Annotated in this window: 24 protein-coding genes and 1 pseudogene; 14 read left to right on the top strand and 11 right to left on the bottom strand. The window is 48.3% G+C overall.

Annotation, left to right across the window (positions count from 1 at the left end; all coding sequences use genetic code 11):
- Positions 1 to 229: 229 nt before the first annotated feature.
- From L6472_RS09925 to L6472_RS09890, 8 genes are all read left to right on the top strand, one after another.
- A complete protein-coding gene (locus L6472_RS09925; RefSeq protein ID WP_237804659.1) occupies positions 230 to 1,021 on the top strand; it encodes a transposase in 792 nt (263 codons plus the stop codon).
- Positions 1,022 to 1,220: 199 nt separating this feature from the next.
- Positions 1,221 to 3,755, top strand: coding sequence for a hypothetical protein (locus L6472_RS09920; protein ID WP_237804657.1), 2,535 nt, complete (start codon positions 1,221 to 1,223; stop codon positions 3,753 to 3,755).
- A gap of 39 nt (positions 3,756 to 3,794) precedes the next feature.
- Positions 3,795 to 4,316, top strand: a complete 522-nt coding sequence (locus tag L6472_RS09915) for a hypothetical protein (RefSeq protein ID WP_237804655.1) — start codon at positions 3,795 to 3,797, stop codon at positions 4,314 to 4,316.
- Positions 4,309 to 5,112, top strand: coding sequence for an SEC-C metal-binding domain-containing protein (locus L6472_RS09910; RefSeq protein WP_237804653.1), 804 nt, complete (start codon positions 4,309 to 4,311; stop codon positions 5,110 to 5,112). Before L6472_RS09915 ends, L6472_RS09910 begins: the two co-directional genes overlap by 8 nt.
- A gap of 69 nt (positions 5,113 to 5,181) precedes the next feature.
- Positions 5,182 to 5,379 (top strand): hypothetical protein, encoded by a 198-nt coding sequence (locus tag L6472_RS09905; protein WP_237804651.1) that lies wholly within the window; start codon positions 5,182 to 5,184, stop codon positions 5,377 to 5,379.
- Positions 5,380 to 5,429: 50 nt separating this feature from the next.
- Positions 5,430 to 6,404, top strand: coding sequence for a hypothetical protein (locus L6472_RS09900; RefSeq protein ID WP_237804649.1), 975 nt, complete (start codon positions 5,430 to 5,432; stop codon positions 6,402 to 6,404).
- The gene (locus L6472_RS09895; RefSeq protein WP_237804647.1) at positions 6,401 to 7,513 is read left to right on the top strand and encodes an FRG domain-containing protein; all 1,113 of its coding nucleotides are present in this window, start codon (positions 6,401 to 6,403) and stop codon (positions 7,511 to 7,513) included. Before L6472_RS09900 ends, L6472_RS09895 begins: the two co-directional genes overlap by 4 nt.
- A gap of 296 nt (positions 7,514 to 7,809) precedes the next feature.
- Positions 7,810 to 8,010: a helix-turn-helix transcriptional regulator gene (locus L6472_RS09890; protein WP_370640843.1), complete on the top strand. Its 201-nt coding sequence runs from the start codon at positions 7,810 to 7,812 to the stop codon at positions 8,008 to 8,010.
- A gap of 615 nt (positions 8,011 to 8,625) precedes the next feature.
- Here the strand turns inward: L6472_RS09890 and L6472_RS09885 are convergent.
- The 6 genes from L6472_RS09885 to L6472_RS09860 form a co-directional block, all read right to left on the bottom strand.
- The gene (locus L6472_RS09885) at positions 8,626 to 9,048 is read right to left on the bottom strand and encodes an N-acetylmuramoyl-L-alanine amidase (protein WP_237804643.1); all 423 of its coding nucleotides are present in this window, start codon (positions 9,046 to 9,048) and stop codon (positions 8,626 to 8,628) included.
- Between the two features lie 21 nt (positions 9,049 to 9,069).
- Positions 9,070 to 9,162, bottom strand: coding sequence for a smalltalk protein (locus tag L6472_RS09880; RefSeq protein ID WP_155808497.1), 93 nt, complete (start codon positions 9,160 to 9,162; stop codon positions 9,070 to 9,072).
- Between the two features lie 22 nt (positions 9,163 to 9,184).
- The gene (locus L6472_RS09875) at positions 9,185 to 9,634 is read right to left on the bottom strand and encodes a hypothetical protein (RefSeq protein ID WP_237804641.1); all 450 of its coding nucleotides are present in this window, start codon (positions 9,632 to 9,634) and stop codon (positions 9,185 to 9,187) included.
- A 293-nt stretch (positions 9,635 to 9,927) separates the two neighbouring features.
- Positions 9,928 to 10,101 carry a hypothetical protein gene (locus L6472_RS09870; protein ID WP_237804639.1) on the bottom strand — a complete coding sequence of 58 codons (174 nt, stop codon included), beginning with the start codon at positions 10,099 to 10,101 and terminating at the stop codon, positions 9,928 to 9,930.
- An 82-nt stretch (positions 10,102 to 10,183) separates the two neighbouring features.
- Positions 10,184 to 11,626, bottom strand: a complete 1,443-nt coding sequence (locus L6472_RS09865) for a DUF6371 domain-containing protein (protein WP_237804637.1) — start codon at positions 11,624 to 11,626, stop codon at positions 10,184 to 10,186.
- A gap of 208 nt (positions 11,627 to 11,834) precedes the next feature.
- The gene (locus tag L6472_RS09860) at positions 11,835 to 13,025 is read right to left on the bottom strand and encodes an AAA family ATPase (protein ID WP_237804635.1); all 1,191 of its coding nucleotides are present in this window, start codon (positions 13,023 to 13,025) and stop codon (positions 11,835 to 11,837) included.
- A gap of 175 nt (positions 13,026 to 13,200) precedes the next feature.
- Here L6472_RS09860 and L6472_RS09855 point away from each other — a divergent pair, with 175 nt between their 5' ends.
- The 3 genes from L6472_RS09855 (at position 13,201) to L6472_RS09845 (ending at position 14,503) form a co-directional block, all read left to right on the top strand.
- Positions 13,201 to 13,350 carry a hypothetical protein gene (locus L6472_RS09855; protein ID WP_237804633.1) on the top strand — a complete coding sequence of 50 codons (150 nt, stop codon included), beginning with the start codon at positions 13,201 to 13,203 and terminating at the stop codon, positions 13,348 to 13,350.
- 384 nt (positions 13,351 to 13,734) lie between these two features.
- Positions 13,735 to 14,184 carry a thioredoxin-dependent thiol peroxidase gene (bcp, locus tag L6472_RS09850; protein WP_237804631.1) on the top strand — a complete coding sequence of 150 codons (450 nt, stop codon included), beginning with the start codon at positions 13,735 to 13,737 and terminating at the stop codon, positions 14,182 to 14,184.
- A gap of 88 nt (positions 14,185 to 14,272) precedes the next feature.
- Complete coding sequence (locus L6472_RS09845) at positions 14,273 to 14,503, top strand: helicase associated domain-containing protein (protein WP_237804629.1); 231 nt, start codon at positions 14,273 to 14,275, stop codon at positions 14,501 to 14,503.
- Between the two features lie 64 nt (positions 14,504 to 14,567).
- Here L6472_RS09845 and L6472_RS09840 read toward each other — a convergent pair whose 3' ends face one another.
- On the bottom strand, positions 14,568 to 15,242 hold the full coding sequence (locus L6472_RS09840) for a hypothetical protein (RefSeq protein WP_370640842.1): 675 nt from the start codon (positions 15,240 to 15,242) through the stop codon (positions 14,568 to 14,570).
- A gap of 266 nt (positions 15,243 to 15,508) precedes the next feature.
- A pseudogene (locus tag L6472_RS09835) lies at positions 15,509 to 16,000 on the bottom strand (hypothetical protein); the annotation flags it as partial.
- Between the two features lie 115 nt (positions 16,001 to 16,115).
- Between L6472_RS09835 and L6472_RS09830 the strand changes: the two are divergent.
- Entirely contained in the window at positions 16,116 to 17,276 is a 1,161-nt protein-coding gene (locus tag L6472_RS09830) for an FprA family A-type flavoprotein (RefSeq protein ID WP_237804627.1), read from the top strand.
- Positions 17,277 to 17,544: 268 nt separating this feature from the next.
- Positions 17,545 to 19,467: a nucleoside-diphosphate sugar epimerase/dehydratase gene (locus L6472_RS09825; protein ID WP_237808014.1), complete on the top strand. Its 1,923-nt coding sequence runs from the start codon at positions 17,545 to 17,547 to the stop codon at positions 19,465 to 19,467.
- Between the two features lie 143 nt (positions 19,468 to 19,610).
- Here the strand turns inward: L6472_RS09825 and L6472_RS09820 are convergent, their stop codons facing one another.
- Together L6472_RS09820 and L6472_RS09815 are read right to left on the bottom strand one after the other, a co-directional pair.
- Positions 19,611 to 20,861, bottom strand: a complete 1,251-nt coding sequence (locus tag L6472_RS09820) for an L-rhamnose isomerase (RefSeq protein WP_237804625.1) — start codon at positions 20,859 to 20,861, stop codon at positions 19,611 to 19,613.
- Between the two features lie 98 nt (positions 20,862 to 20,959).
- Entirely contained in the window at positions 20,960 to 22,444 is a 1,485-nt protein-coding gene (locus L6472_RS09815) for a rhamnulokinase family protein (protein ID WP_237804623.1), read from the bottom strand.
- Between the two features lie 191 nt (positions 22,445 to 22,635).
- Here L6472_RS09815 and nhaD point away from each other — a divergent pair, with 191 nt between their 5' ends.
- Entirely contained in the window at positions 22,636 to 23,973 is a 1,338-nt protein-coding gene (nhaD, locus tag L6472_RS09810) for a sodium:proton antiporter NhaD (RefSeq protein WP_237804621.1), read from the top strand.
- Between the two features lie 179 nt (positions 23,974 to 24,152).
- Here the strand turns inward: nhaD and L6472_RS09805 are convergent, their stop codons facing one another.
- Positions 24,153 to 25,025 carry an AraC family transcriptional regulator gene (locus L6472_RS09805; RefSeq protein ID WP_237804619.1) on the bottom strand — a complete coding sequence of 291 codons (873 nt, stop codon included), beginning with the start codon at positions 25,023 to 25,025 and terminating at the stop codon, positions 24,153 to 24,155.
- Positions 25,026 to 25,046: the final 21 nt, after the last annotated feature.

Raw genomic sequence — 25,046 nt, 5'->3', positions numbered from 1 at the left:
TTTCGATGTTTGTAGCTCCTGCCTAGCTCTAGTGATAAGTGGTATGGACTTGGCTTTAAGAGCGAGCTCTTATGCCCACTCCATGCCACTTATCGCAATAACTACCGTTATTACAAGCATCGAAAAAAGAAAAAACATCGGCTTGGGAAGCCTGGAAAATGGGTTAGGGAACGGGGGGACAGGTACATGTTCCGTAACAATAGGAGTTGGCTAAAATTTTGGTAAAGTAATGTCAAGACAGGCGAGACAAACATCAGGCACTGGTATATATCACGTGATGATGCGTGGTATAAATCACCAGAATATTTTTGAGGATCAAGAGGACTATTACCAGTTTCTCAAGACTTTGGACATGATGGCTCTGTCGTATGAGCCTGATGGTACCCCCTCTGGAAGAAACTATATCCTTTATGCTTACTGTCTGATGACGAATCATATCCACCTGCTCATTCGTGAACGAGAGGATAAGATAGGTATGGCCATAAAAAGAATAGCTTCCTCTTATGTGTACTATTATAACCATAAGTATTCAAGAGACGGTCATCTGTTCCGCGAGCGTTTTAAGAGTGAACCTGTGAATGATATTGCTTATTTTGTAACGCTTCTCAGGTATATACACCAAAACCCTGTGAAGGCAGGTATGGTGGCAGAGGTGAAGGATTATGAGTTCAGTAGTTGGGATGAGTACATTGATAAGAATAGTACGTTGTTCCCTTTATGTGATACTCGCACTGTTTTGAACCGAATACCCTTTGAGGAGTTGAATGAACTAGTGAATGAGCCTTTGTCTGATGATATTGTTTGCCTTGACATAGAAGATGCTTCGAAAGGACGTCCTTCGGATGATCAGGTTATGATGCTGATCAAAGAAAAGACTGGCGCAACGAATAGCAGCGCATTTCAACAATTGCCTGCAGATATAAAGAAGTCTCTGTTAATAGAATTGAAGGGTAAAAGAGCATCATTGCGTCAATTGGAGAGATTGACAGGAATCAGTAAAAGCATGATTTATCGCATGTGATGAAACAGGAACCCGTCCCGGTGGTTCTGGCTTTACGCATAACTCTTTCAAAGAGTATTTCGTATCACGGTATTTGTTTGCGCTAGGCTCGCTGGATGAGATACGTAAATTGTGCTGTTATCATGGCACAAAGATAATAAGGACAGGATGGAATAATACTGTGGCATTGTTGCTTGCTCAACTTCCGAAAGATTCTGAATTGGCGAAGCAGATCCTGGCATGGATAGTAAGCGACAATAAAGAGATGGTGCTGTATGTTGACAGAAATTTGTTTGATATCCAGCAGCGAACTGCAATTTTCAAAGACATCATAGAATGGCATAAGTCTAAAATTCTGCGACTGGCAGACTACATGTCATCGAAATATGAAGTCCTGATGAACTTTGGCTGCTCGGCAGAGAGTATAGACTACTTGATGGATGAGTTGCGGGGATGTGAAGAAATAAATAGCCATACTGTGAATATACTCTTCCTGATGCGCTATTTGCGAATAGAGAATTTGACAACAACGCAAGCTTCTGATTTGAGAACACTACTATTACAAATGCTTGAGAAGTTTAAGGAAGATGATGAACATATATATGTATTCTTTGAGGTGTTCAGGAGTCCTTGGTTGAAAACTGAGGAAAACGCCGATGCTATATATCATATTCTTAAAGACTCTAAGCATCCAAATATTGTAAACCATTTGGTTGAATACTTTACAGATACAGATTGTACGGAGAAATATGCAGATGTAATCATAGAAAAGGGTAAGTATATACATGACATTAGAAAGAATGGTTATACAAGAATAATAAGTAGGGATAATCTATATGAAGCATATCAGGCTTTTACTACCTGGGAAAGCGTAAAGAAAGCTCTGGAGCAGTTGAAGTATGAATTTGTAAATCATCTGTTAGGAACAACTGACGAGGATAAGTTTGACGAAATTATCGGCAAACTGCTTGTGAAAGTGGAAGGATTTGTTGGTGAGTACCCAGAAGCATCCGACTTCGTATTTGATATGCTGACTGACATGGCTGAAGACAGACGTTTCAGAAAAAAGGAGAAAGATGTGTTTATAGAATTCTTTGACCACATAGAATCGACACAGCATTATTTCGAAAAATCGATGGACACACTCAGAGGATATTTCATTGATAACACGATTACTACCAATGGCTATGAAGAACTTCGGAAACTGGAAGGTAAGGCTCATTGTGCAGCGTTGCTGTTGAATGAAGAAAGACTGGATCAAGTGGCAGATGCGCTGGATTACAAGAATCCAAATGGTGACCGTTTGTTGTCGTGTCTATCGCAATACGCAACGGGGGAAATGCTGAAGGAGATAGACATTATCAGGAAGAACCGATATCCTCAATTTTGGCGTGACAAGAATGCACCGACCAAATGGGAAATCATGGAGCAGCAGGAGTATAACGAGATGATGGACTATGAGCGGTTCAAGAAGAAGGTGCTTAGTATTGTAGATGAAAAAGCCCCAAAGACAAAGGAAGATATAAGCAAGTTGCGACATGTGAAAGTGAAGTTCACGGATGAGGAGGAAGAACGGATTAGTCATTATGTGAGCAGTGTGTTCTATGAGCATTATAACCGGGCTGATGATAGCTTTGATTTGCAGAAGGTTAGGGAATACGTGGAAGACTATAAAGTTTACCAGAAACTTGTAGTATTATATACGAATGAACAACTCTACAGCGAACATGGAAGAATAAAATTGACCGACGAACAGGATAAGCTATTCAAAGAAGCCACCGCAAACTGGCTTGCTGAGTTGGCAAATGATTCAAATAATGAAGAATTATATATTGAATACCCAGCCATAAAGGTGTTGTTGCACCATGATGTTATAGTGGACGATGAACAGCTTCTGAAGTTGCTGCCTTATTCATATTGTCATATATATCTTAGAGGGGAAGGCTATTCGGGTAGGAACTATTATCTATTTGACTATATCAGTGAAAGGTTTACAGACAACCGACAGAAGTTGCTGGCAGCTTTAAGAACATGCATGAATCAATCTGAAAGACATAATGAGACTAACTGGAAGATATGGTGTCTTTATCTTGTTAAGAGAGGTGTCTCTTCGGAATATGAAAGAGTTATCAATAGGATGCTCTCTCTGCCGTGTTCAGACCCATCGTTGAGTATTGCGCAGGCATTGCTAGATAACAGCGAAACACGCAGCATGGTGCTGAATGAAGACATTATGGAAAGGTGCGGAGCTGAGAAGCGACTTTTTATCTATGAACACTTATCACCGGATGCAACAATGGATGAATATGTAAAGAAAGGCTTGGAGAATGACTTTGATGAATTAGATGAAGGCTTGAAAAGCAGAGCTGTCAGACTGTTGCTGTTGAAAGGAAGCGTGAAGGGACTCAAATATGTAGAGAATCATCTTCAAGTCATAGATATGAGGTCGGACATTAGGCAGTATGATATATCGGCCTTACCATTATTAATGTCCGTATATTCGAAAGCAATAGGCAGTCTACATCGTTCGGAATGTACAGGAATACTGAATGCCGTGGGCGTTATTGCTTGTGCAACGGACGAGGGATGGACTAAGGTGCAAGAGCTATTCGCACAGCTGATACAAAGTGATGAGCATAAGTTCATACATCTGAATTGGTATTTGAGAGAATGGTCGGTGAGACGTATGGAAAAAGCTTCGCCGGTGATGACTATTGATGAGGTGAAGAGACTGCTGAAAAGGGATGCTGCGTAAAGAATAATAGAATTATGGTTAAAACTATAGTGTCAAAGTATGGAAAACTTGAAGATAAATGATGCAACTCGCAGTCGTGATGAGTGGATGGAAATAGTTGGACTGCCAGAGGATTTGAGACAGAATGTGATGGCTGCAGATGTACTGATTGTACCTTCGATGATACAGGATCAACCTAAGGCGTTCATGGTAGGAACAATGGATTTGTATGCTCTCCTTAAGTCGCATTTGGGTGATAAAATGGAGATATGCATAGCTGACGAAGACTATGAAGAGATAGAATTGAACTCTAGGACATTACGACTGGGCAGTTTCTTGGTAGTATCAGTTGCTTTGCCATTATTTCTTAATCTTGTGGGGAATTACATTTATGACCGGCTTACGGAACCCGGTCCCGTTGTCAAAGAAGTAGATGTCCCAGAATATCAACAACCGGCAACGGTTAGTTTTACAATCACTGTAGAGGATACTTTGGGTAAGAAGAAGGAGTTCCAATATGAAGGCCCTGCAGCGGACTATAAGAAAGTTGCAGCAGAAATACAGAAAATGTGGAATGAATAATAAGGCGCAGGAGATACTATCTCACCTGTTGGAAGATGGCTTTGACTATGATGCAACGATCAAGGAAGTAGATGCGTTAAGGAAGGGCTATCAGCAACAGCACGACGAGGAGAATGCCAATGTGGCATGGGCAACGCTGGAAATTATTAGTTTGCACCGTGATTACAGAAAGGCATACGAGATGCTTCGTAATAAGCAATATTATGAGGCTTGGTGCTTGTTGGAACAAATAGAGATAGGAATAACACACCTTTTGCGGAATTTCCCTGGAACCAAGAATGCAGTGTCGTATATAGAAACGATGGTGAAACAGTTGCAAAGTCTCTATCCATATAGAGTATTCTTCAGTACAGTCATCATTGTCAAGGAGAGAACATGTTGTATCTGTGGTAAGAAAAGATCTATACGCCATCACTGTGGTCATTTCCCTGGTCATGTGTATAACGGAGAGTTGTGTATAGACATTGTGAAGAAAGCAGAGTTGGAAGGTGTAGATATTGTATTTAATCCAGAACATAAATACGCTGTAGCTTTTCTGAGGGGAAAAGAAGGTGATCAAACCGACCATTATGATTATGGCATATTGGAGAAAATCATGAGAGCATGGGATGATCCATATAAGCCATGGTATTATACGACCAAACATATTCACAAAAGTCCCGACGAGTTCCCTGATTTGACAGAAGAGTCGAAGTGTCCTTGTGGTTCGGGGAAAACTTATGGAGAGTGCTGCAAGAATGATCCAGAGGGGGTGAAGCATGTGGTGTATGTGTTTAAATCAGGACTTAAGCCGTAGTTTATCGCCATATGGAATGGCATATGATGAAAAATGATTGTTTTATTTTCACTATAATTGTGACAAGATATGACGCAAGAGGAGAGATGGTTGGCCAAATATAATGAGGTGAAGAGCTTCATAGAAACGAATAAGCGGAATCCGTCTAAGTATAACGCTGAGGAGAAAGGTGACTATTATACGTGGTTGAAGCATAATAGAAAGCAGCTAAATGCTGGAACGATGAAGACGGAGAGGTTGAGAAGTTTAGAAAACTTCTGGAACTGACGGAACTGTATAGGAGGTAGAATGGACGATTTAGATTATTGTTATGCAATATGTTTGCCAAAACGTGGATGTTTATTGACGAGATTGACTATAAGACGAGGGTGATGGCTATGCTCGATACTCCTGCGGAGATTGAGCGGGCATATCAGCTGTGTGAGGAGGTATTTGTGCAGTATGGGCTGGACAGATACCTCCTCACACTGAACGATTATAGTCTGTCGGTGGTGTTGAACTACCTGAATGTTAGAACGTCCATCTTCTTGAACAGAAATGAATTTGAAAGGGCTTGGCAACCCATCTTGTTGTTTGAGCGATATGCCGTCGGTCGGATGATACCTATCAATATGGAGGGAATACACAGGGACCTTAAAGCTGTGTTGATGGCGAGACAGGGCCGGCTGGCTGACGCATGTGTGGTGCTAAGGGAAGCTCTGGACTTGGACTGTACTTCCGATGTTAGGCAAAGGCTCCTATACACGTTGGGTGGTATAGAGACAAGCATGACCGGACCGGAATATAGAATCAATACTCTTTGTGAAGCCCTTGGCGAAGCAGAGCAGGAGGGTGATGAAGACCGCATAGCCATGTGCTACCGTGAGATGTCTCGGATGTTCTCCTATTTGGGACAAGGGGCAACAGGACTGTCGTTGCTTCAAAAGGCGGAACAATACTATATGATCAACCATCAAGAGCAGGAACTGATGGGGACGCGGATGTATATGGCGATGAGCTATCTGGCGATGTACAATATGCCCAAATATAGGAGTCGGTTTACTGAAAAGGATATGGAGAGGTTTCATCAGCAAGCCAAGGCCTACATAGGGATGGTGGATGTTGACAAACTGCTACTCGAATCGGACCAGGCTTTCTATTATCGCACATACGGGCTGATATATGTTGATATTGCATCGATAGAGAAAGCATTGGCTTTTTACCAGCGTGTGAACGCTTATCAAGACATCAAAGATTGCGAGGGCTATATTCGGACTATTCGTAATACTCAAGTGCAACAGGGAAACCAATGATGACAAAGGAAGAGATAGCAAAACTGCCGACACTGCTGGACTTGATAGACTATTATCTGGCAGGAGAGCACAATGTGGAATTGAGAACAGAACTCTCCGTGTTTAAAGGTGCATTCCCGACACATCTGCAAAAGGGATTCTTTGAACCGCTGCTGATGGAAGACGGGACAAGCATTCTGCTGCCGCTGTCTCCGATTCAACATAGTTACTACCGAGGTGAGAGCAGCTATCACGAGGAGTGCTACCCATCGCTCTATAGAAAAGGAATGGGCGAGGCGGAGATATTTGTTGAACGCGTAAAACGGTGTGAGATGGAGTTGCTGATGAGGGATTACCCCATCACGGGCATCGTGGAACGTGGTATCCAAGCTCAGGATCCTGTAGGGAACTGGCATCCGCTTTTCTTTAGGATTGGATATGACGGGATGGCACAGCATTATGGCATCAAAACGGAGTATATGGACCTGACATTAGACGTGTGGACTGCTGCATTTTTTGCAGCCACCACCTACGACTATGCTTCAGACACGTACTCGCCCATAACGGATATAGACAAGCATCCTTATGGAGCCTTTTACCTCTATAATGAAATACCGATGCTGCCTTCATTCGATAAAAAGCAAAGAGTGGATGTGGTGGGAATGCAGCCACTGGCAAGACCAGGAAGACAGTCTGCATATGTGTTTAAGATGGAGAAAGGTGAGAACTTTAACGACCTGACTCAGAAAAACCTGTTCAGACATGATGCCAGAGTAAACGAACTGGTCTTTAACTATACGAACCGCAGCAATAGGCTTTTCCCAAAGGAGCTGTTGAATGAGAGGATAAGGAAAAGAATTGTAGAAGGAAAGGAATTCTCGTTATGGGCTTTTGAGGAGGCGAGAAAACGCTATTTCGCGAACAGGAGCGAAGAGGAATTGAAAGGTTATCTGGAAGAGAAGGAGATAGGTGTCAGAACTGACAATATACAGTGGTTTGCTGAAGCTGAAAAGGCGGAAATCGTTGACTATTGGAAGGCGCATGAGCGGGAATTCTTGAATAAGATCAAACCGAGGTGGGCTTATCATGGTCCTCTCAAAGAGGTAGGTGCTAAGGATTTGGTGAAGTGACTTTTTATAGATAACTATTGTTAAATATGAGGAATTAGGGGAAATTTTGGGGGAATTTCCTCTATTTTTTGCATTAGTATAAAAAGTGTGATTTCCGGCTCCGAAAAACTGGAAAAACTACGGCTAATTCGGAAAAACCGAGGAATTTGAGCTCCGTTCCCTGGTCTGCTTTGCTGTGGATATTGAATTATACCTTAACGGGTATAATTTTGGCAAGAATACTTAAAAATATACCCGATATGATATAATTTTATGCGGTATTATGTATTTTTGTACCCGAAAAGGTATAATTGAGTATGGCTTTATCGGAACATTTAAAGGAAAAACGTAAGAGATACGGGCTCTCGCAGGTGGAAATGGCTGAGAGGGCCGGTGTGGGGCTCAGGTTTGTCAGGGACCTGGAACAAGGTAAGCAGACATTACGAATGGACAAGGTTAACGATGTGCTGGCTTTGTTTGGAGAGTGTTTGGGACCTGTAAAGACTGATAACTTGTAATCAAAACGATGACGAAAAGTGACAGTGGGGCAGGTTCCTCGTCACGTTAGAGCCCCTAACGAGGGGCGGCTATCGCTTGGCTTTGCCGCTTTTACAAAGTACAACGACTAAAAGAATGCAGGGTGCCCCTGCAAGGGCCACAACCACCCAACCCTCCTTGCATGCCTAAGGAGGGCTTCGAACCACTCCCAGCCCTCACCAATCGTTGGCAAGGGCTCAATTTGCTACGGCCAGAGACCGGCCTACGCAAAAATTCTAGTATGGCTCTCAAGCTTTCGTCCCTTCGGGATTCGCCATGGCGTGTTTAATGGCTTACGCACCCTGCATTATAGCCATCCCTTCTCAAGTGATTCTAAAGGTATGGTCTCGAGCCTTTGCCCATCGGGTGAACCTTGATGTTTTTAATAATCTATGCCATAAATACACTCGGGGTATGGGGCAGAGAGCCCCATGAATGATAAGAACGACATCAGACTGAAAGGATGATACCGATTTAGGGGTGGAGCGGGGGAATAAAGGTGAAAATGCACAAAAGGGTATGTCTGGGGACGGATCCTGACACATGGGGTAAAACAAATCATCGCCCGGACCATTGCGGTCCGGGCGATGATTTGTTTAGGCAGCGGGCTGCAGGTCGGCATACTCGCGGCTGGCGAGGAAGTTGGGACAGGTCTTGGTGACTCCGGGGAGCTCACAGTGACCGAGGATGCGGGCCTGGGGGTAGTCGGCCAGCAGACTCTGGAGGAGATGCCAGAGGGCTGCCTTCTGGGCTTCGGTACGGGTGTCGGCGGGATGGCCGTTGGGCAAGAGGCCTCCTTCGTAGCAGATGCCGATGCTGTGGGTGTTGTAGCCCTTGGCATGGGCTCCCACCAGGTTCTCATGGCGGGTCTGGTGGGTCTGGCCGTTGCGGGTGATATAGTAGTGGTAGCCGGTGTAACCGAAGCGCTGGCGGTGGCAGGCGATGAGCGAGGTGACCGGGAAGGGACGGTCACTTCGCGTGGCGCTGCAGTGGATGATGATCATGGTGATGTTTCTCATGGTATGGTTTTCCTTTTGTGGTTAACATATGCAGCTCTGCACGCAGAAGCTGCTAAGGATGGCTGTGAGAATGGTGATGATAAACTGGATGATGGGTTTGATTTTTGAAGTCATGATTTAAGGTTTTAGGGGTTGGTTACTCATTGTCGTTGCTGTCTTCCGCGTCTTTCAGACCTGCCAGCTCCTTCACGTTGAGGAATGAGGCTCGCTTCTTGAGGGTCTTCGACGAGAGGTCGTTCAGGTCCACACGGCTGGGCTGGAAGCGCAGGTAGATGCCTTTCACATTGCTGCTGATGTTGAAGTCGTCAAGGGTGTCGGCACCGTTGGTGCGGGCAGAGAGATAGAACGTGCCGAGGTCACCGAACTGTACCTTCTTGCCTTCGAGCAGCTGCTCGAGGATGCAGGACTGTAGTTTGTTGGCGACGCCCAGACAGACGTCTGAGCCGTACACGGAGTTGTGTTCTGCCATGTGCTTGCACAGCTCCTGGTAGGTCATGGTTTTCAGTGACACGATGCGGGCATAGACTTTGCCGAACATCTTTGAGTTTTTCACCTGGTTGACGTAAGTTTTGTAAAGTACGGGCATGATAATTAAAAATTGAAAAATTGAAAAATTGAAAAATTGAAAAATGAAAAATGAAAAATGAGAATTCTTGGCGGAGCCAAGCGGCAGAGCCGAGCGGATAATTCTTGGCAGAGCCAAGCGGCAGAGCCGAGCGGTTTTTGCCGCTGTCGCGGGAAATGTATACCTTCCCTGCGAAGCAGGCCTTATCTCGTATGGAGAGGTTTTGTCTCTGACACTGCAAAGGTACAACATTTGGGAGGGGTGCTTTCCGCTTGGGGATGGCTCGTCGCGTTTCTTCCGCTTTCTTCTGCTTTCTACTCGATGTCGATGTCGAATTTGGCGATGATGAACTTGACGATGTGGGGTGGCAGTACCTTGTTGTTGGGCTTCATGCCCATGGCGGCGAGCTCGTCCTTATAGGGCTCGCACCAGCTCATGAGGGTCTTTACGCTGACGCCGGCATATTGCGCCAGCTGTAGTTTGGACATGGCATTCATGGGGTCTTGGAGTTTGGGGGCGTTAAACGATGGGTTTGGGGGCTTCAAACGGTGCGTTTGGAGGCCCCAAACGTTATTTAAAGAGGAAGTCCACGAGGTCTATCTTGGCTTCCTTCTGTTCCGGTGTGGCGTGCTGCTCCAGGAGGGGAGAGACGCGGAGGGGATAGCGGAACTTGTAGAGGCGCTGGGCGTCGAGGGCTACCTGGGTCCACTGGCGGAAGGCTTCGCCTTGTGGGTCGGTGTCGGGGAAGATAATGATTCTGTGCTGAAGCAGGGGTTCCAGCAGTTCTGGTTTGAACATTTGGAGGCCGCCGCATGAGAGCCAGATAAAGTCGGGGAATTTTTCTGAAAGAATAATTGCCGTTTTCTCTGACTCCACAATGGCTATTTTCGGGCCAGCTTCGCTGGGAAGGTTTTGCTCGACGGCCCGAAGGGGAAAGTCAAATTGTGCCGTCGAGCTATACCTTCCCGCTGATGTCTGAGGGCTGAAGGCTGATGTCTGAGGGCCAGCTTCGCTGGGAAATTTAACAGAATTGGTCTCAGAATTGTTCAATTTTGAATTAGATTTTGAAGAATTTCCAGCCGTAGGCTGCTCCAGAGTCAGCAGATGGAGGCCGAACTTTTCTTGTGAACTGTCCTTTTCTTCGGCGCGAAGAAAAGAACTAAAAGAAGCATCCACCCCCGCCAAACCACCCCCTATATTGGGTGGCTTAACCGCTCCTCCTGTCGCTCTTTCACTAAGGTATCCTCGACCCATCAGAGGGTCGGGATGGGAATTTATAAGATGTAAACCAAATAAACATGGTTGCATTTCGAAATTTGGAGGGAGAGTATCCTTCATGAGGGCATGGACCCAGGTGGGGTGGCGCTCCTTGTCACGGTGACAGTCGGGCTGGTAATACATGATCTTGCCGGTACGCACGCGCTGCTGGTCGTCGATCTGCCAGAAGATGACGCCGCCGTCCTTGGAACAACCAAGGCGGTAGCGGGCTGCCGCGTGGCGCAGCTGGCTATCGGTGAGATAGCCGGCGGAGATGGCGGATTTACAGAATTGCGAATCCAGGGACAAGGACCTCTGAACGAGGTCGGGGGGAAGAGGGGTGAGTGCGCCTTTGGTGCAAGATGAGAGATGAGAGATGAGAGGTGAGAAGTGAGAGGTTTTGGCTGATGTCTGAGGGCTGAAGGCCGTCGAGCTATACCTTTCCGCTGAAAGCGGTTCCGAATCAATCAGGACGATGTGGAACTCGTTGACGAGCCAGTCGCAGGCTTCGGGGAAGGTTTTGTTCTCGTAGTCTTGCACGAGCTTAATCACGTCGCCACCTTTGCCACAGACGAAGCACTTGTAGATGTTCTTTTTCTTGTTGACGTGTATCGAGGGATGCTTGTCGTCGTGGTACCAGCACTTGGCACGCTTGGTGATTTTGCCCATGCCATAGAGCGAGATGCCGAGCTTGGAGCAGACATCGAAGATAGGTACCTCGCGGATTCTCTTAAGATTTAAATCGTCGTATTTCATATTTTCTAGTTTAGCCGCTATCGCGGGAAATTATACAAAAAAAGTGAGCAGATGGCTCGATTCGTTTTATAGCCTGCGGTGAAGGGCCTGAGGCCCCACATACTACATTCTCTCTCGTAGAGAGAATTACGTATGGGGGTAGGACTTCACCTACGGCAGAGATTGATGGCTGATGTATGAAGGCTGATGTCTGAGGGAAGAGATATCGCTAAAAGGGTAGGTTTTGCTGCACTGGATCGGGCAAGGGGAGAAGATACTCCTTCTTACCGAAGGGATTGGTGACACAGAGGAGGACCTTTTCGGCGACGGCCTTCTGCAGGATCTCGTCGTGCAGCTTGGGCTTGATGGCATTGGTGGCATCGTAGATCTGCGTCTTCAGCGTGTCCTGCTGATAGGGCTGACCGGGCGTCATGATGTCAGCAAAGAGCTGCTTGACATCGAAGACATACTTGCGCCCCTCCTTGCGTACGTACTTTGGGTTCATGTCGGGCAATTTGTTGGTGCCCTGCTGCATCTTCGCCGCCATCTTCTGCTGAGATCGGAACTGCGCCTCTACGAGCTCCTCGTGGGTACACAGGTAGGGTAGTCCCTCCTCGTTGACAGCGAACTGGAGTGCTGTGGGGATGTCGTACTTACGGGTGTCGGTCTGCGCCCAGGTGAAGATGCGCTCACTGGACTTGGAACACTCATACACCTCAAAGGCCTTGTTCTTGAGTTCGGTGCCTATCCAGCCACGGAGGTTACGGTCTTCCTGCGACTTGTTCTGGTGGAGCACGCACACGATGGCGCAATGGTTGTCGGAGGCCAGACGCATCAGTCGCTCGATGGTGTCTTGCGCCACCACGCCATCGTTGATATCTGCCACGAGGTCGCGGATACCGTCGAGCACCACCAGGTCGGGCTGGTAGCGCAGCACAAAGAGCTCGAGGATGCCGATACGGTCGGCCATGGCCTCGCCACGGACGTTGAACACATCCATCAGCTCGTTGGGGAACTGTTCCTCGGCGATGCCTGTGAGGGGGATGATACGGTTGCGCAGGATGTCTTGCGTCGATTCCTCGCTCTGCTCGGTGTCATACCACAGCACGTGCAGCCGTTTCTGCTCAATCCGTTCGACGGAGAGCAACTGACTGCGAAAGCACAGGGCCATGAGGATACTGCTGACGAAGGTCTTGCCGCTCTTGGCCTTGCCCGACAGGCCGGTGAGCTCGCCTCGCGCAAAGCAGGGGCTGCCGCCCAGACGGAACAGGAACTCCATGGGACGGAGCCTGGTTTGTGGCGTGATGCGTCTTCGGGCCTCCAACTGATGCAGGCGCTGTTCCTGTTCGCTGGAGATGCCAGCCAGGCACAGCTCCTCGCGAATCAGGTGCAAAGGAACTGAATTTTTCTGTTCTGTCATATACTATCTATCAAATTATTACGTTAACTATTCAATGTCTTGTTTATGTTGACGATGCAAAGTTCGTTATTTCCTGCGAGACGAAAGAAAAAGTGTCCGTGTGAGGACGCATTTAACAAATGTTTTTAAGTTGTAATATTTTATACATCAGTTATTCATTAATAGTAAGTTTTATATGAAGAAAGAAAACGTTTTAGTGACCCTGCCGTCAGCGCTCAAGCTGACAGCCATCGTATTGAAGAAGGCCGACCGTGTCTTCGCTAACAGTCGTCGTGCCATGGAGACCCGTTATCACCTGGCCCATGGCATTTTTTCGCGAGCCTAAAACGGGAAACTTCTGCCCAGCGATGTCCTGGGCGTAGATCAGCTCTTAGCCATCCATCAAGACATCCTCTCCTATTACGACCGTCACCCCTCCGCCACCCCCAACTGGGATTTGTCAGCTATCATTGGTGCGCCTTTGGCGCAAGATGAGAGATGAGTGCGCCTTTGGCGCAAGATGAGAGATGAGAGATGAGAGATGAGAGGTGAGTGCGCCTTTGGCGCAAACTGAGAACTGAGAACTGAGAAGTGAGAGGTGAGAGGTGGTGCGGCTCTTTTTTTTATAAGTTTTCTTTAATCTCTTGGTGGACAGAAATTAATTCGTATATTTGCAACCGAAACCAATAAATGGAAACGATATGGGAAAGTGTATTAAATAATATAAGATATGAACATTGGAGATCAAGCGCCCGAGATTCTGGGCAAGGACGAACAGGGACGGGAAATCCGTCTGAGTGACTATCGTGGCCGTAAACTGGTGTTGTACTTTTATCCTAAGGATAATACCAGCGGGTGTACGGCTGAGGCTTGTAGCTTGCGTGACCATTATAACGAATTGCAGGGCAGAGGGTACGAGGTGGTTGGCGTGAGCAAGGATTCGGCAGCATCGCATGTGAAGTTTAAGGAGAAGCATCAACTGCCTTTTCCGCTCATCGCTGACATTGACCATGCGCTCTTGGAGGCAATGGGAGCCTGGGGTGAGAAGAATATGTATGGCAAAAAGACAATGGGGACCATCCGCACGACGTTTGTGATCAACGAGGAAGGCATCATCGAGCAGATCTTTGCCGGCAAGCAGATCAAAACCCAGGAGCATGCCAAGCAGATATTGGGATGAGGGCGAAGCGTAAAGCAATAAAAATCGCCCAAAGATGAAAGGACTTTGTTCGGATTATTATTTGTTTATCTAAAAAATGGATGATGGTATGACACAAGACGAACGTTGGGAGGCAAGATATCAGGAAGTGATTTCGTTTATTGATGTCAATAAACGAAATCCTTCGAAGCATCGGATTGAGGAACATGACATGCTGAACTGGCTGAAGGCGAATCGTAAAGCGATGAATGCTGGGAAGATGAAGCCAGAGAGGGTGGAGACGTTTAAAGAACTTCTCACCTTGACAGAACAATATCGGCGGAAGAATCAGTATGAGTAGCTGTGATGGCATCGCAACCTACGAGACATGAGGATAACTTGCTGTCAAATCATGGCGCATGATGCTATCCGATTAACTTCGCGATTTGCTTGTCGGAAGCCTCGGGCAGGAGGGCGCAGAAATGATGCTTGAGACGCTGAAAGGATTCCTCCGGTGTGTGAGGACATAGAGAAACGTCATGTCCTAAGAGTTGTTCGGGGGTCGTGAGAAGTGCCCAGCCCCATCCGTATTCATGGTTGTGCTTGTCCAGTGGATAGACGAAGTCTTCGGTGACGACACGACAAGCCATCTGCAAACGTGTGACGTAGCCGTCGAACTTGCTCCGCATCTTTGGACCCGTAAAACCGCAGGCGGCACGCAGTTTACGTGTAATCATGCTGCCTTGCTCCTGCAGGGTGAATAGGATGGCTTCTTCGATGCTACCTTCTTCGGGTGCAGAAAACCTGCTGCGACGATAGTTACAGAAGTCGGGCCACCACTCGCGGCTGATGAAGCCAGCCTTGGTGGCAAAGAACTTTCCATAGACACAGTTGCCCTCCTGTACGATGGGGCCTTTCCATTTCCATAAAGGCCAGTCCCAACCGCCATCGGGATAGACGACATAGCGGCAGTCTTCGTCCACCAAGTCTTCAGCAGAAAAACCTGTGATGCCGCTGTCCAACAGAGGCAGAAAGCCTATTTCTTGGATCAAGTCCATCAGTTCCGGGCAACTATGTATTTCTTCTTGTAGTCTCATCATATTTCGTCAAATACTTCTTTAAACATGAGTCGGTAGGCCTCCACCTTTTTGTCGAAGGCCAGGGGATAAGCGCGTGAAGAAGAGGGTAGGCGCCATAGGGTGAGGGCTGATGTCTGATGTCTGATGTCTGAGGTGTGAGGTGGTGCGGCAGAGCCGCAAGATGAGAGATGAGAGGTGAGAGGTGAGTGCGCCTTTGGCGCAAACTGAGAACTGAGAGGTGAGAAGTGAGAAGTGAGAGGTGGTGCGGCAGAGACTAGCACAGAGGTGTTGACCTTGGGTACTTCTGGGATGCCAAGGGTGGCACAGATGGTGGCGGTGGCCTTCTCGCCAGTGGTGACGATGGCACGGAGGTGGGGAAGCTTGGAAATGAGGGCGCGGACATCGGTGGGCTCTACCACCTCGAGGAATTTGTCGGAGGCATTGTCTTGCAGGCGGCGAATGGCGGTGGAGGTGTCGTAGAAGGCGAGCCCTTTCTCCCGACAGAAGGCGATAATATCGTCGATCTTGAAGCATTTATGCTCTGTGTCCACAAAGTGGTTCTTGTCGCCAAAGAACAGCTGACCCTCGATGCGCCAGTGGTCGTTGATGAAGTTGGGATAGTAGAAATCCATACACCACCGCTTGCGCTGTGGAGGGAAACTGCCCAGGAACAGTACTTGGGCGTTCTCGGGAAGGAACGGACGCAGTGGGTGATACTCCACGCTGTTGGTGCTGCGCGCTATGTTTTCTTCGTTCAAGTAGGATGTCGTAGTGGTCATAAGCGGTTCTTTTTCTTTGCAAAATTACAAAATTTTTTGGTTTGATGTTGGCAATACAAATTTAATTCGTATCTTTGTCGAAAATTGTATTTCTATTTATTATTAAGGATAAGACATGATAAGCGATACCATCAAGTATATCGGTGTGGACGATCTCGACATCGATCTCTTCGAGAGTCAGTATGCGGTGCCCGAGGGCATGAGTTATAACTCGTATCTCATCGACGATGAGCAGATAGCCGTGCTGGACACGGCTGATTGTCGTAAGGGCGAGGAGTGGAAAGCTAACCTGACGAAGGCCCTGAACGGTCGTCAGCCCGACTATCTGGTGGCGCACCACATGGAGCCAGACCATGCAGCGCTGATAGCCTGGATGATGGAGACCTATCACCATGTCAAACTGGTGTGCAGCGCGCAGGCCGCCAAGATGTTGCCCAACTTCTTCGAGGGCGTGAACTTCGAAGGTCGCGTTGTCATCGTCAAAGAAGGTGATACCCTGGCGCTGGGACAGCACACCTTGCATTTCATTGGTGCAGCTATGGTGCACTGGCCCGAGGTCATCATGAGCTACGAGAGCACAGAGAAGGTGCTGTTCTCAGCCGATGGTTTTGGTAAGTTTGGCGCATTGGTCAACGAGACCGACGACTGGGCTTGTGAGGCACGCCGTTATTATTTTAATATATGTGGAAAGTATGGCTCTCAGGTGCAGAGCGTTCTGAAGAAGGCTGCAGACATCGATGTGCAGACCATCTGTCCGCTGCACGGACCAGAGCTGCAGGGGGCTGCCCTGAAAGAGGCTGTGCGCCTGTATGACATCTGGAGCAAGTACGAACCCGAGAGCGAGGGCATCTTTATTGCCTATGCCAGCATCCATGGCGGCACGGCCAAGGCTGCCGAGCACCTGGCAGAGTTGCTGCGCGAGAAGGGCGCCAAGAAAGTGGTGGTGAGCGACCTGTGTCGATCAGACATGGCTGAGGCCATCGAGGACGCCTTTCGTTATCCCACGGTGGTAGTGGCTGCCTCCAGCTATGATGCAGGCGTGTTTCCACCCATGCACGACTTCCTGTATCACCTGCAAATCAAGAACTACCAAAAGCGTCGCTTTGGCATTATTGAGAATGGAAGCTGGGCACCTACGGCAGGTCGCACCATGCGCACGATGATTGAAGCCATGAAGGACTGCGAGATTGTGGAGCCTATGGTGAGCATTCGCTCGCGCATGAAAGCCGAGGATGAAGCACGACTGGCACAGTTGGCCGAGATTCTTTCGAAGTGATTGGGCGTTCATTCCCGGTGAAAAGCATATGATGAGGGCGAAGTGGAGAAGTTCAGCTTCGCCCTTATTATTTTGTTTAGGTGTACGTTCAGTGATGTCATTCACAAAAAAAAATGGTAACAAATGCCTTTAACTTATCTTTTTTACGGTATTTGTGGCCTTGAAATGAAAAAAAACATGAATTATCAGTATCAAAATAAAAAAAATGTTTATTTTTGCATCGAAAAATAGTGATGTTTGATTTAAGTATTGGGAAATGGAAACCATGATGATGTCATTCAATAAGATACTTAATTGGTATTTTAACAGGAAATCTTTACCATATTGGTGCATGCTTTTGTTAGATGCACTGATTCTCTTCTTTTCCGGAGTTTTTTCTTTCTGGCTGTATCGCAAGACAGACATGCTCATAGAAAACCGCATCCAGGTGTTCTCAACGATGCTTATTTACACCATGATTGGCTGTATGGGCTTTCGCGCATTCCGCACCTATTCAGGCATCGTGAGGTTCAGTAGCTTTGTGGATCTGATGCGTGTGGCTTATGGTAACCTCTTGTCTATGGTGCTTGTGTTCTGCTATACGTTGCTGATGAACAGCCTCCATATTTTCGATGTAGCGGCGTTCAATAGCACAGAGATCTTGCTGACGTTTGTCTTGGCCACGGTAATCATGTGGGGCATCCGTATTCTCGTGAAGAATCTCTATAGCATTGCACTCTACGATAAGCGTGCCATGAAGGTGCTGATATACGGCGCTTTGCAGGGTGGCGTCGGCTTGGCCAAGAATATCAACTCCGAACGCCCCAAGCGTTTTATTTTGAGAGGCTTCATTTCTCACGACGACCGTGCACACCAGATCCAGCTGATGGGGCTGAATGTGTATCATGTGTCGGATGATATAGAAGACATCGTTGCCCGAGAAGGCATCGAAGGCATTCTGGTGTCTCCGCTACGAGTTAGGGATTTCCGCAATGACACGGCGCTACAAGACTGCCTGATCAAGGCCGGTTGCAAGATATTCTTGGCAGAATCGACAAGGGAAATGGATGATGACGTGACTGAAGACGAAATTCAGCGCATGCAGTTGCGCGAGGTGCAGGTGGAAGACCTGCTGCCTCGTCAGGAAATCAAGGTCGATATGGACTCTGTGGGGGCGCTGCTTGAAGGAAAAACAGTGCTCATCACCGGTTCGGCAGGTAGCATTGGCTCAGAGATGGTGCGCCAGATTGCCGTCTATAAGCCTGAAAAGATGATTCTGATAGACCAGGCAGAGACCCCCGAGCATGACATCCGGCTGATGATGGCACGCGATTTCCCCAAAGTCAAGGCAGAGACCATCGTCACCAGCATCTGCAAAGCAGATCGAATGGAACAGATCTACGAGATGTATAAGCCCGACTATGTGTTCCATGCAGCGGCCTATAAGCACGTGCCGATGATGGAGAACAACCCCAGTGAGGCCGTGCAGAACAATATTTATGGCACGAAGGTACTTGCCGATCTGAGTGTGAAGTATGGCGTCAAGAAGTTTGTGATGGTCTCTACCGATAAGGCTGTGAATCCTACCAATGTGATGGGTTGTTCTAAGCGCATCTGTGAGATTTATGTTCAGTCGCTGAACAACGCCCAGAAGGTGACCCAGTTCGTGACCACTCGTTTTGGTAATGTGCTGGGGTCTAACGGCTCTGTGATTCCTTTGTTCCGCGAACAGATCAAGAAAGGAGGACCTGTCACCGTGACCGACGAGCGCATCGTGCGCTTCTTCATGCTGATACCCGAGGCTTGTAAGCTGGTGCTGGAAGCCGGAACCAAGGGACATGGCGGCGAGATTTTCGTCTTCGACATGGGTAAACCCGTGAAGATTGCCGATCTGGCCAAGCGCATGATTGCCTTGAGTGGTGCCAAGAACATAGAGATTAAGTTCACGGGTCTGCGCCCAGGCGAGAAGCTCTACGAGGAAGTGCTCAACGAGTTGGAGGGCACCAAGCCCTCGTTCCATGAGAAGATACGTATTGCAGAGGTGCGCGAGTACGACTATCAGGAGGTGAACAAAGAGATAGAAGAGCTGATAGCCATCTCGAAACAGTACGATGATATGGCTACTGTGGCAAAGATGAAGACCATCGTGCCAGAGTATAAGAGCAACAACTCCATCTACGAGAAACTGGATAAAAATACCCCCGTCAGTTAAAGTCCTCTAAGTAGAGGAATCCCTTGATGTCTCGTTTTGGATATCAAAAGTGGCGCTATTCACTGCGAATAGCGCCACTTTTGTTTGCCGATATAAGCACCCCACATCCTCGCGGCTTGCGAGGAGTGGAGCATAGGGTGATGTTAACGCTTGCTGGTCACATCCTTCTCGTACTGCTGGATGGCAGCGATGTATTCCTCGCCAACAGGTACGTTGTTCTTCAGGTTGAAGTAGTCGAACACAGCACCGAAAGGCATTGACTTTGCCTCTTCCATCAGTGCCAGACGCTCGAAGTACTGACCATTGTCCTCGTACTTGCGCAGCAACTCCTTGGGTTCGAGCAGTGCCTGCAGAATGCACTTCTGTGTGGCACGTGTACCCACAATGTAGGCACCGATGCGGTTGATAGACGCATCGAAGTAGTCGAGACCCACGTGTGCTCTGTTCAGAGCATCGCAACGCACCAGTTCCTTGAACAGATCCAGTGTCTGGTCGTTCATAATGGTCACGTGGTCAGAGTCCCAACGTACTGGGCGGCTCACGTGGAGCATCAGCTCGGGCACGTACATCAGCAGCGTGCTGACAAAGTCGCTCACGTTCTCGGTCGGCTCGTAGTGACCGGTATCGAGTGTGTACATCTGTTTACGGGTGGCGCAGTAAGCTGTGTAGAAGTCGTGCGAGCCCACGGTATAGCTCTCCAGACCGATGCCAAACAGCTTGGCCTCGAAACAGTTCTTTACGCCATCCAGCTTCTCCTCCATAATCTCGTCGAGAGAAGCAGCCAAGATCTCACGATACTTCTTGCGCTGCACAGGCATGTCCTTGCTGCCATCGTGAACCCAAATGTTCATGATACAAGGGTCGTTCTGAGCCTTACCCATTGCGTCGGCAATACGACGACAACGCTTGGTGTGCTCGATCCAGAAGTCGCGGATAGACTTGTCGGGGTTGCTCAGTGTCAGGTCGCCACTCTTGGGGTGTGAGAATGATGTAGAGTTGAAGTCCAACTTCATGTTGTTCTCCTTGGCCCAGTCAATCCAACTCTGGAAGTGCTTGACCTCTACCTGGTCGCGATCTACGAACTTACCCTGGAAGTCACCATAGATTTCGTGCAGGTTCAGACGGTGGTTACCAGCCAACAGCGTCTTCACAAACTCAATGTCCTGACGCACCTCGTCAATGTTGCGAGCGCGTCCAGGATAGTTACCTGTGGTCTGAATACCGCCGCTCAATGCGTCGTTACGCTCGAAACCAACAACATCGTCGGTCTGCCAGCAGTGCAGAGAAATCTGTTGTTTCTGCAATTGGTCGAGTACTGCGTCGGTGTCAACGCCAATAGCTGCATAGCGATCTTTGGCCACAGCATAGGCTTTCTCAATTAGTTCAGCTTTCATAGTCTCTCGTTGTTTTTAAGTTTATAATATCTTTCTTTTCTCCTTGTTGTCAGTATCAGACGGACACTTGTCGCCGCAAAGGAAGTATCACCATGTCGTCAGGCCTGTGCCGTGATGCCGAGATACTTCTCGTAGGCCTTGTCCCAGACAGCTTTGTCCTGTGGCTCATACTTCACCAGCTCTGTAGAGTTGGCAATGATGGAGCGCATCTGCCAGATATCCTTCACCAGTGCTGATGCTTTTGCCTGCAACATGATGTTGCCAATGGCAGTACATTCCTGTGGACCGGCAAGCACGGTGGCGCCCGTTGCGTTGGCGGTAAACTGGTTGAGATATTTGTTCAGACTGCCACCCCCAATGATATGCAGCGTGTTGAGGTCAGTATCCGTGAATTCCTGAAGCCACGTGAACACCTGGCGGTAGCGCAGTGCCAGCGAGTCGAAGATGCAACGGCAGAACTCTGCAGGCGTCTCGGGAACAGGCTGACCGGTCTTGCGACAGTATTGCTGAATGGCCTCGATCATGCTTGACGGTGCTGCGAAAACGGCATCGTCGGGGTTGATGATAGAGCGGAATGCCTCAACCTGCATGGCAGAGCCTTGCAATTCGGGGTGGGAGAGCCTGCGCACCTCTTCGGGCCACTCCAGTCGGCAGCGCTCGTAGAGCCACATGCCGCAGATGTTCTTCAAGAAACGTGTGGTTCCCTCAATGCCACCCTCGTTGGTGAAGTTGCGCTCATAGCTCAGATCGCTGATAATAGCATCTTTCGTCTCGATGCCCATCAGGCTCCATGTGCCGCTTGAGAGGTAGGCAAACTGTTCGTTCTTGGCTGGTACGGCAGCCACTGCCGAGCCCGTGTCGTGGCCCGCAACCGCAATGACGGGGACGGCACCCAGTCCGGTGAGGCGCTGCACCTCTTCGGTCAGCGTGCCAATCACGGTGCCTGGCTGTACCATACGCCCAAACTTAGAACGCTGCAGCCCAATGGAATGGAGCAACTTCTCGTCGAGTTCCTTGGTGCGAGGGTTCAGCAACTGTGAGGTTGAGGCGATGGTGTATTCGCACACCATCTCGCCAGTCAGCATCCATGACAGCGCATCGGGGACAAACAATATCTTCTCTGCATGCTTCAAGGCCGAGTTGTTCTCACGCTGCATGGCATAAAGTTGGAAGATAGAGTTGAAGTTCATGAACTGGATGCCCGTCACATCGTAAACCTCGCGTCGTGGCAAGACATGCTCCAGATAGTGATCCATCGCCTCGAAGGTGATGGGGTCTCGATAGGCACGCGGGTTGCGCAGGATGGCTCCATCCTCACCGATGCACACAAGGTCAACACCCCAGGTGTCGATACCTATAGATGTGATATTGATATGTCGTGTGGCCACCTCTTTCAGTCCACGAATCATCTCGAAGTAAAGTGCATGAATATCCCAGTAGTAGTGACCGCCCTGCTCGATAAGGTTATTAGGGAAGCGCGTCACCTCTTCAAGGTCAATCTTGCCATTGTCGATTTTGCCAATGATGGTGCGTCCGCTGGTCGCCCCAAGGTCCACGGCGAAGAAATATTTTTCGTTTTCCATTGAATTGTTTTAGTTGTTTTAAGCGTTCGCATGCAAAGTTACGAAGAATAACACTTTTGCTGGCCTCATTTTTTGATTTTCTCACTAAGAAAAATGATTTTCTCAAAATAAATGTTTATCTTTGCAAACTGAAAAGATAAAGGGTAAACAGACAGCAACAATAATCTATAATAAGTAATAGTTAAAATCCAATGTCAACATTAACCGTTTTCATTGTCGCAGTCTTCTGTGTAGGCTATCTCTGCATTGCCTTGGAGAGTGTGACAAAAGTCAACAAAGCAGCTATTGCGCTGCTGATGTGTGTGTGTTGTTGGACACTTCTCATGGTGGCGCCTGGTGCCTACTATCCTGAGGTGCCGGCAGAAAGTGTAGTGCACCATATCAGTGAGGTTATCGAGCACCACTTGGGCGATGCCGCAGGTACGTTGTTCTTTCTCATGGGTGCCATGACCATTGTGGAAATTGTAGATTCCAATGGTGGTTTTAATTTTGTGCGCGACACGCTGAAGACCAGTTCTAAGCGTAAGTTGTTGTGGCGTATGGCCTTTATGACCTTCTTTCTGTCTGCCATTCTCGACAATCTGACCACGAGTATCGTGATGGTGATGGTGCTGCGCAAGCTGGTGCAGAACCGCGAAGAGCGACTGATCTATGCCGCTTTGATCATCATCTCTGCCAACAGTGGTGGTGCATTCTCGCCTATTGGCGACGTGACAACCATCATGTTGTGGATTAAGGGAGTTGTCACCACCCAAGGTGTGCTGACCGAGATCTTCCTGCCATCGCTGGTATCCATGGTCATTCCTGCCGTGATCCTGTCGTATTCGCTGAAAGGTCGTTTTGATAAGAGTCAGAATATGCCTAAGTTAGAAGTCAGCCAGTTCTCTAAGACCCAGCGCACCATCATCTTCTGGCTGGGTGTGGGCGGATTGATGTTTGTACCTGTCTTCAAGACCCTGACTCATCTGCCACCGTTCATGGGCATTCTTTTAGTATTGGGTGTGCTTTGGACTGTGACAGAAGTGTTCCACTATAACACCTCCGAAGACGACACTATGGCTAAGCGTGTGAGCGACTTGCTGTCGCGTATTGATCTCTCGACAATTATGTTCTTCCTGGGTATCTTGATGGCTGTTGCCGTGCTCCAGGAGGTGCAGGTGCTGGCAGCCATGGGCACCGGTCTGACAGAGGCCTTCTCGGGCAACTACTATCTGATTAATGGCATCATCGGTGTGCTGTCGTCGGTGGTTGACAACGTGCCCCTTGTCGCTGGTTGTATGCACATGTACCCTGTCAGTGAGGTTGCCGGCGACGCAATGGCCGTAGATGGTATCTTCTGGCAGTTGCTGGCCTACTGTGCCGGTGTGGGCGGTTCGATGCTGATCATCGGTTCTGCTGCTGGTGTAGTAGTGATGGGTTTGGAGAAGATCACCTTTGGCTGGTATTTGAAGCGCATCACATGGATTGTGATTGTTGGCTATTTGGCAGGCATTGGTTGCTATTGGTTAGAGAAGGCGCTGTTCTTCTAAAGAAGTAAAAAAAGAACTGCCGGCATTGCTGGCAGTTCTTTTTTTTTGCGGCCTGGCGGCAGGCGGCCGGAGATTTTGTCGAAATATCGAGATATCGATATATCGATATTTCGACGCGGCCGCCATTCGATATGTCGATATCTCGATATATCGACATTCTTTTTGCGGCCGGCGGCCGGCTATTTATTTCTGAGCTCGCTGGGCTTGCGTCCGATTTTTGCTTTGAACTTGGCAGAGAAGTAATCAGGCGATTCGAAGTTCAAGCGATAGGCAATCTCTTTGATGCTGAGGTCGGTGGAACTGAGCAACTCTTTGGCACGCTGCAGTCGCAGATCCTGTTGGTAGATGGCGGGCGACAGTCCAGTGTGCTCTTTGAATAGTTTGCGGAAGTTGCTGTAGCTGACGCCCATGTCCTCGGCTATTTGCTGGATGGAGAGTGGGCTCTCGAGCGATTCGCGGATGCGCATGCGGGCACGACTGATCATATCCACATGAGCCTCGTTGCGTGTCTTCAGTTGAATGTTTCGCTCCAATGAGTACATCAGACCGATCAAGTGGTTCACAATGCCAGCCAAGAGCTGTTGGGAGTAGGCAGCTTCTTCGACTGCCGTCTCGTAGGCTTGTTTGTAGATCGTCTCAATGTCGGACGAATAGCCCACGTGATAGATTGGCTTTGAGGGAGATATGAAGCCTGCTCTCACCCGCTCGTTCATGTTGTTGCCCTTGAATCCAATCCAATAACACTTCCATCCTTTTTCGCGTGATGGACAGTAGGTGTGCCATTCGCCGGGAAACAAGATGAAGATGTCGCCCTCTTTGAGGATAGTCTCCTTCTGTGATTGGCTGCGGAACACACCTTCGCCCTCGATGATATATTGCAACTGATATTCCTGAAGTGTGCGTCCTTTCTGACAGTCGAAATAATATCCATCTGCATGTCCGCGAGTAGGATATGGCTCGTTGGGGGAAATCTCCTCATAACCGACAGTGGTGATGGTCAGTCCCCATAGTTTGTCTCGCTCGCTGGCGAGTAAGTATCTGCTTTTCTGCATAGTTAGATTTAAATATCTTTC

This window comes from Prevotella sp. E13-17 (assembly GCF_022024035.1).
Lineage (GTDB): Bacteria > Bacteroidota > Bacteroidia > Bacteroidales > Bacteroidaceae > Prevotella.
The sequence above is the reverse complement of the archived record's forward strand: the minus strand, read 5'-3'. Positions and strand labels throughout refer to the sequence as shown.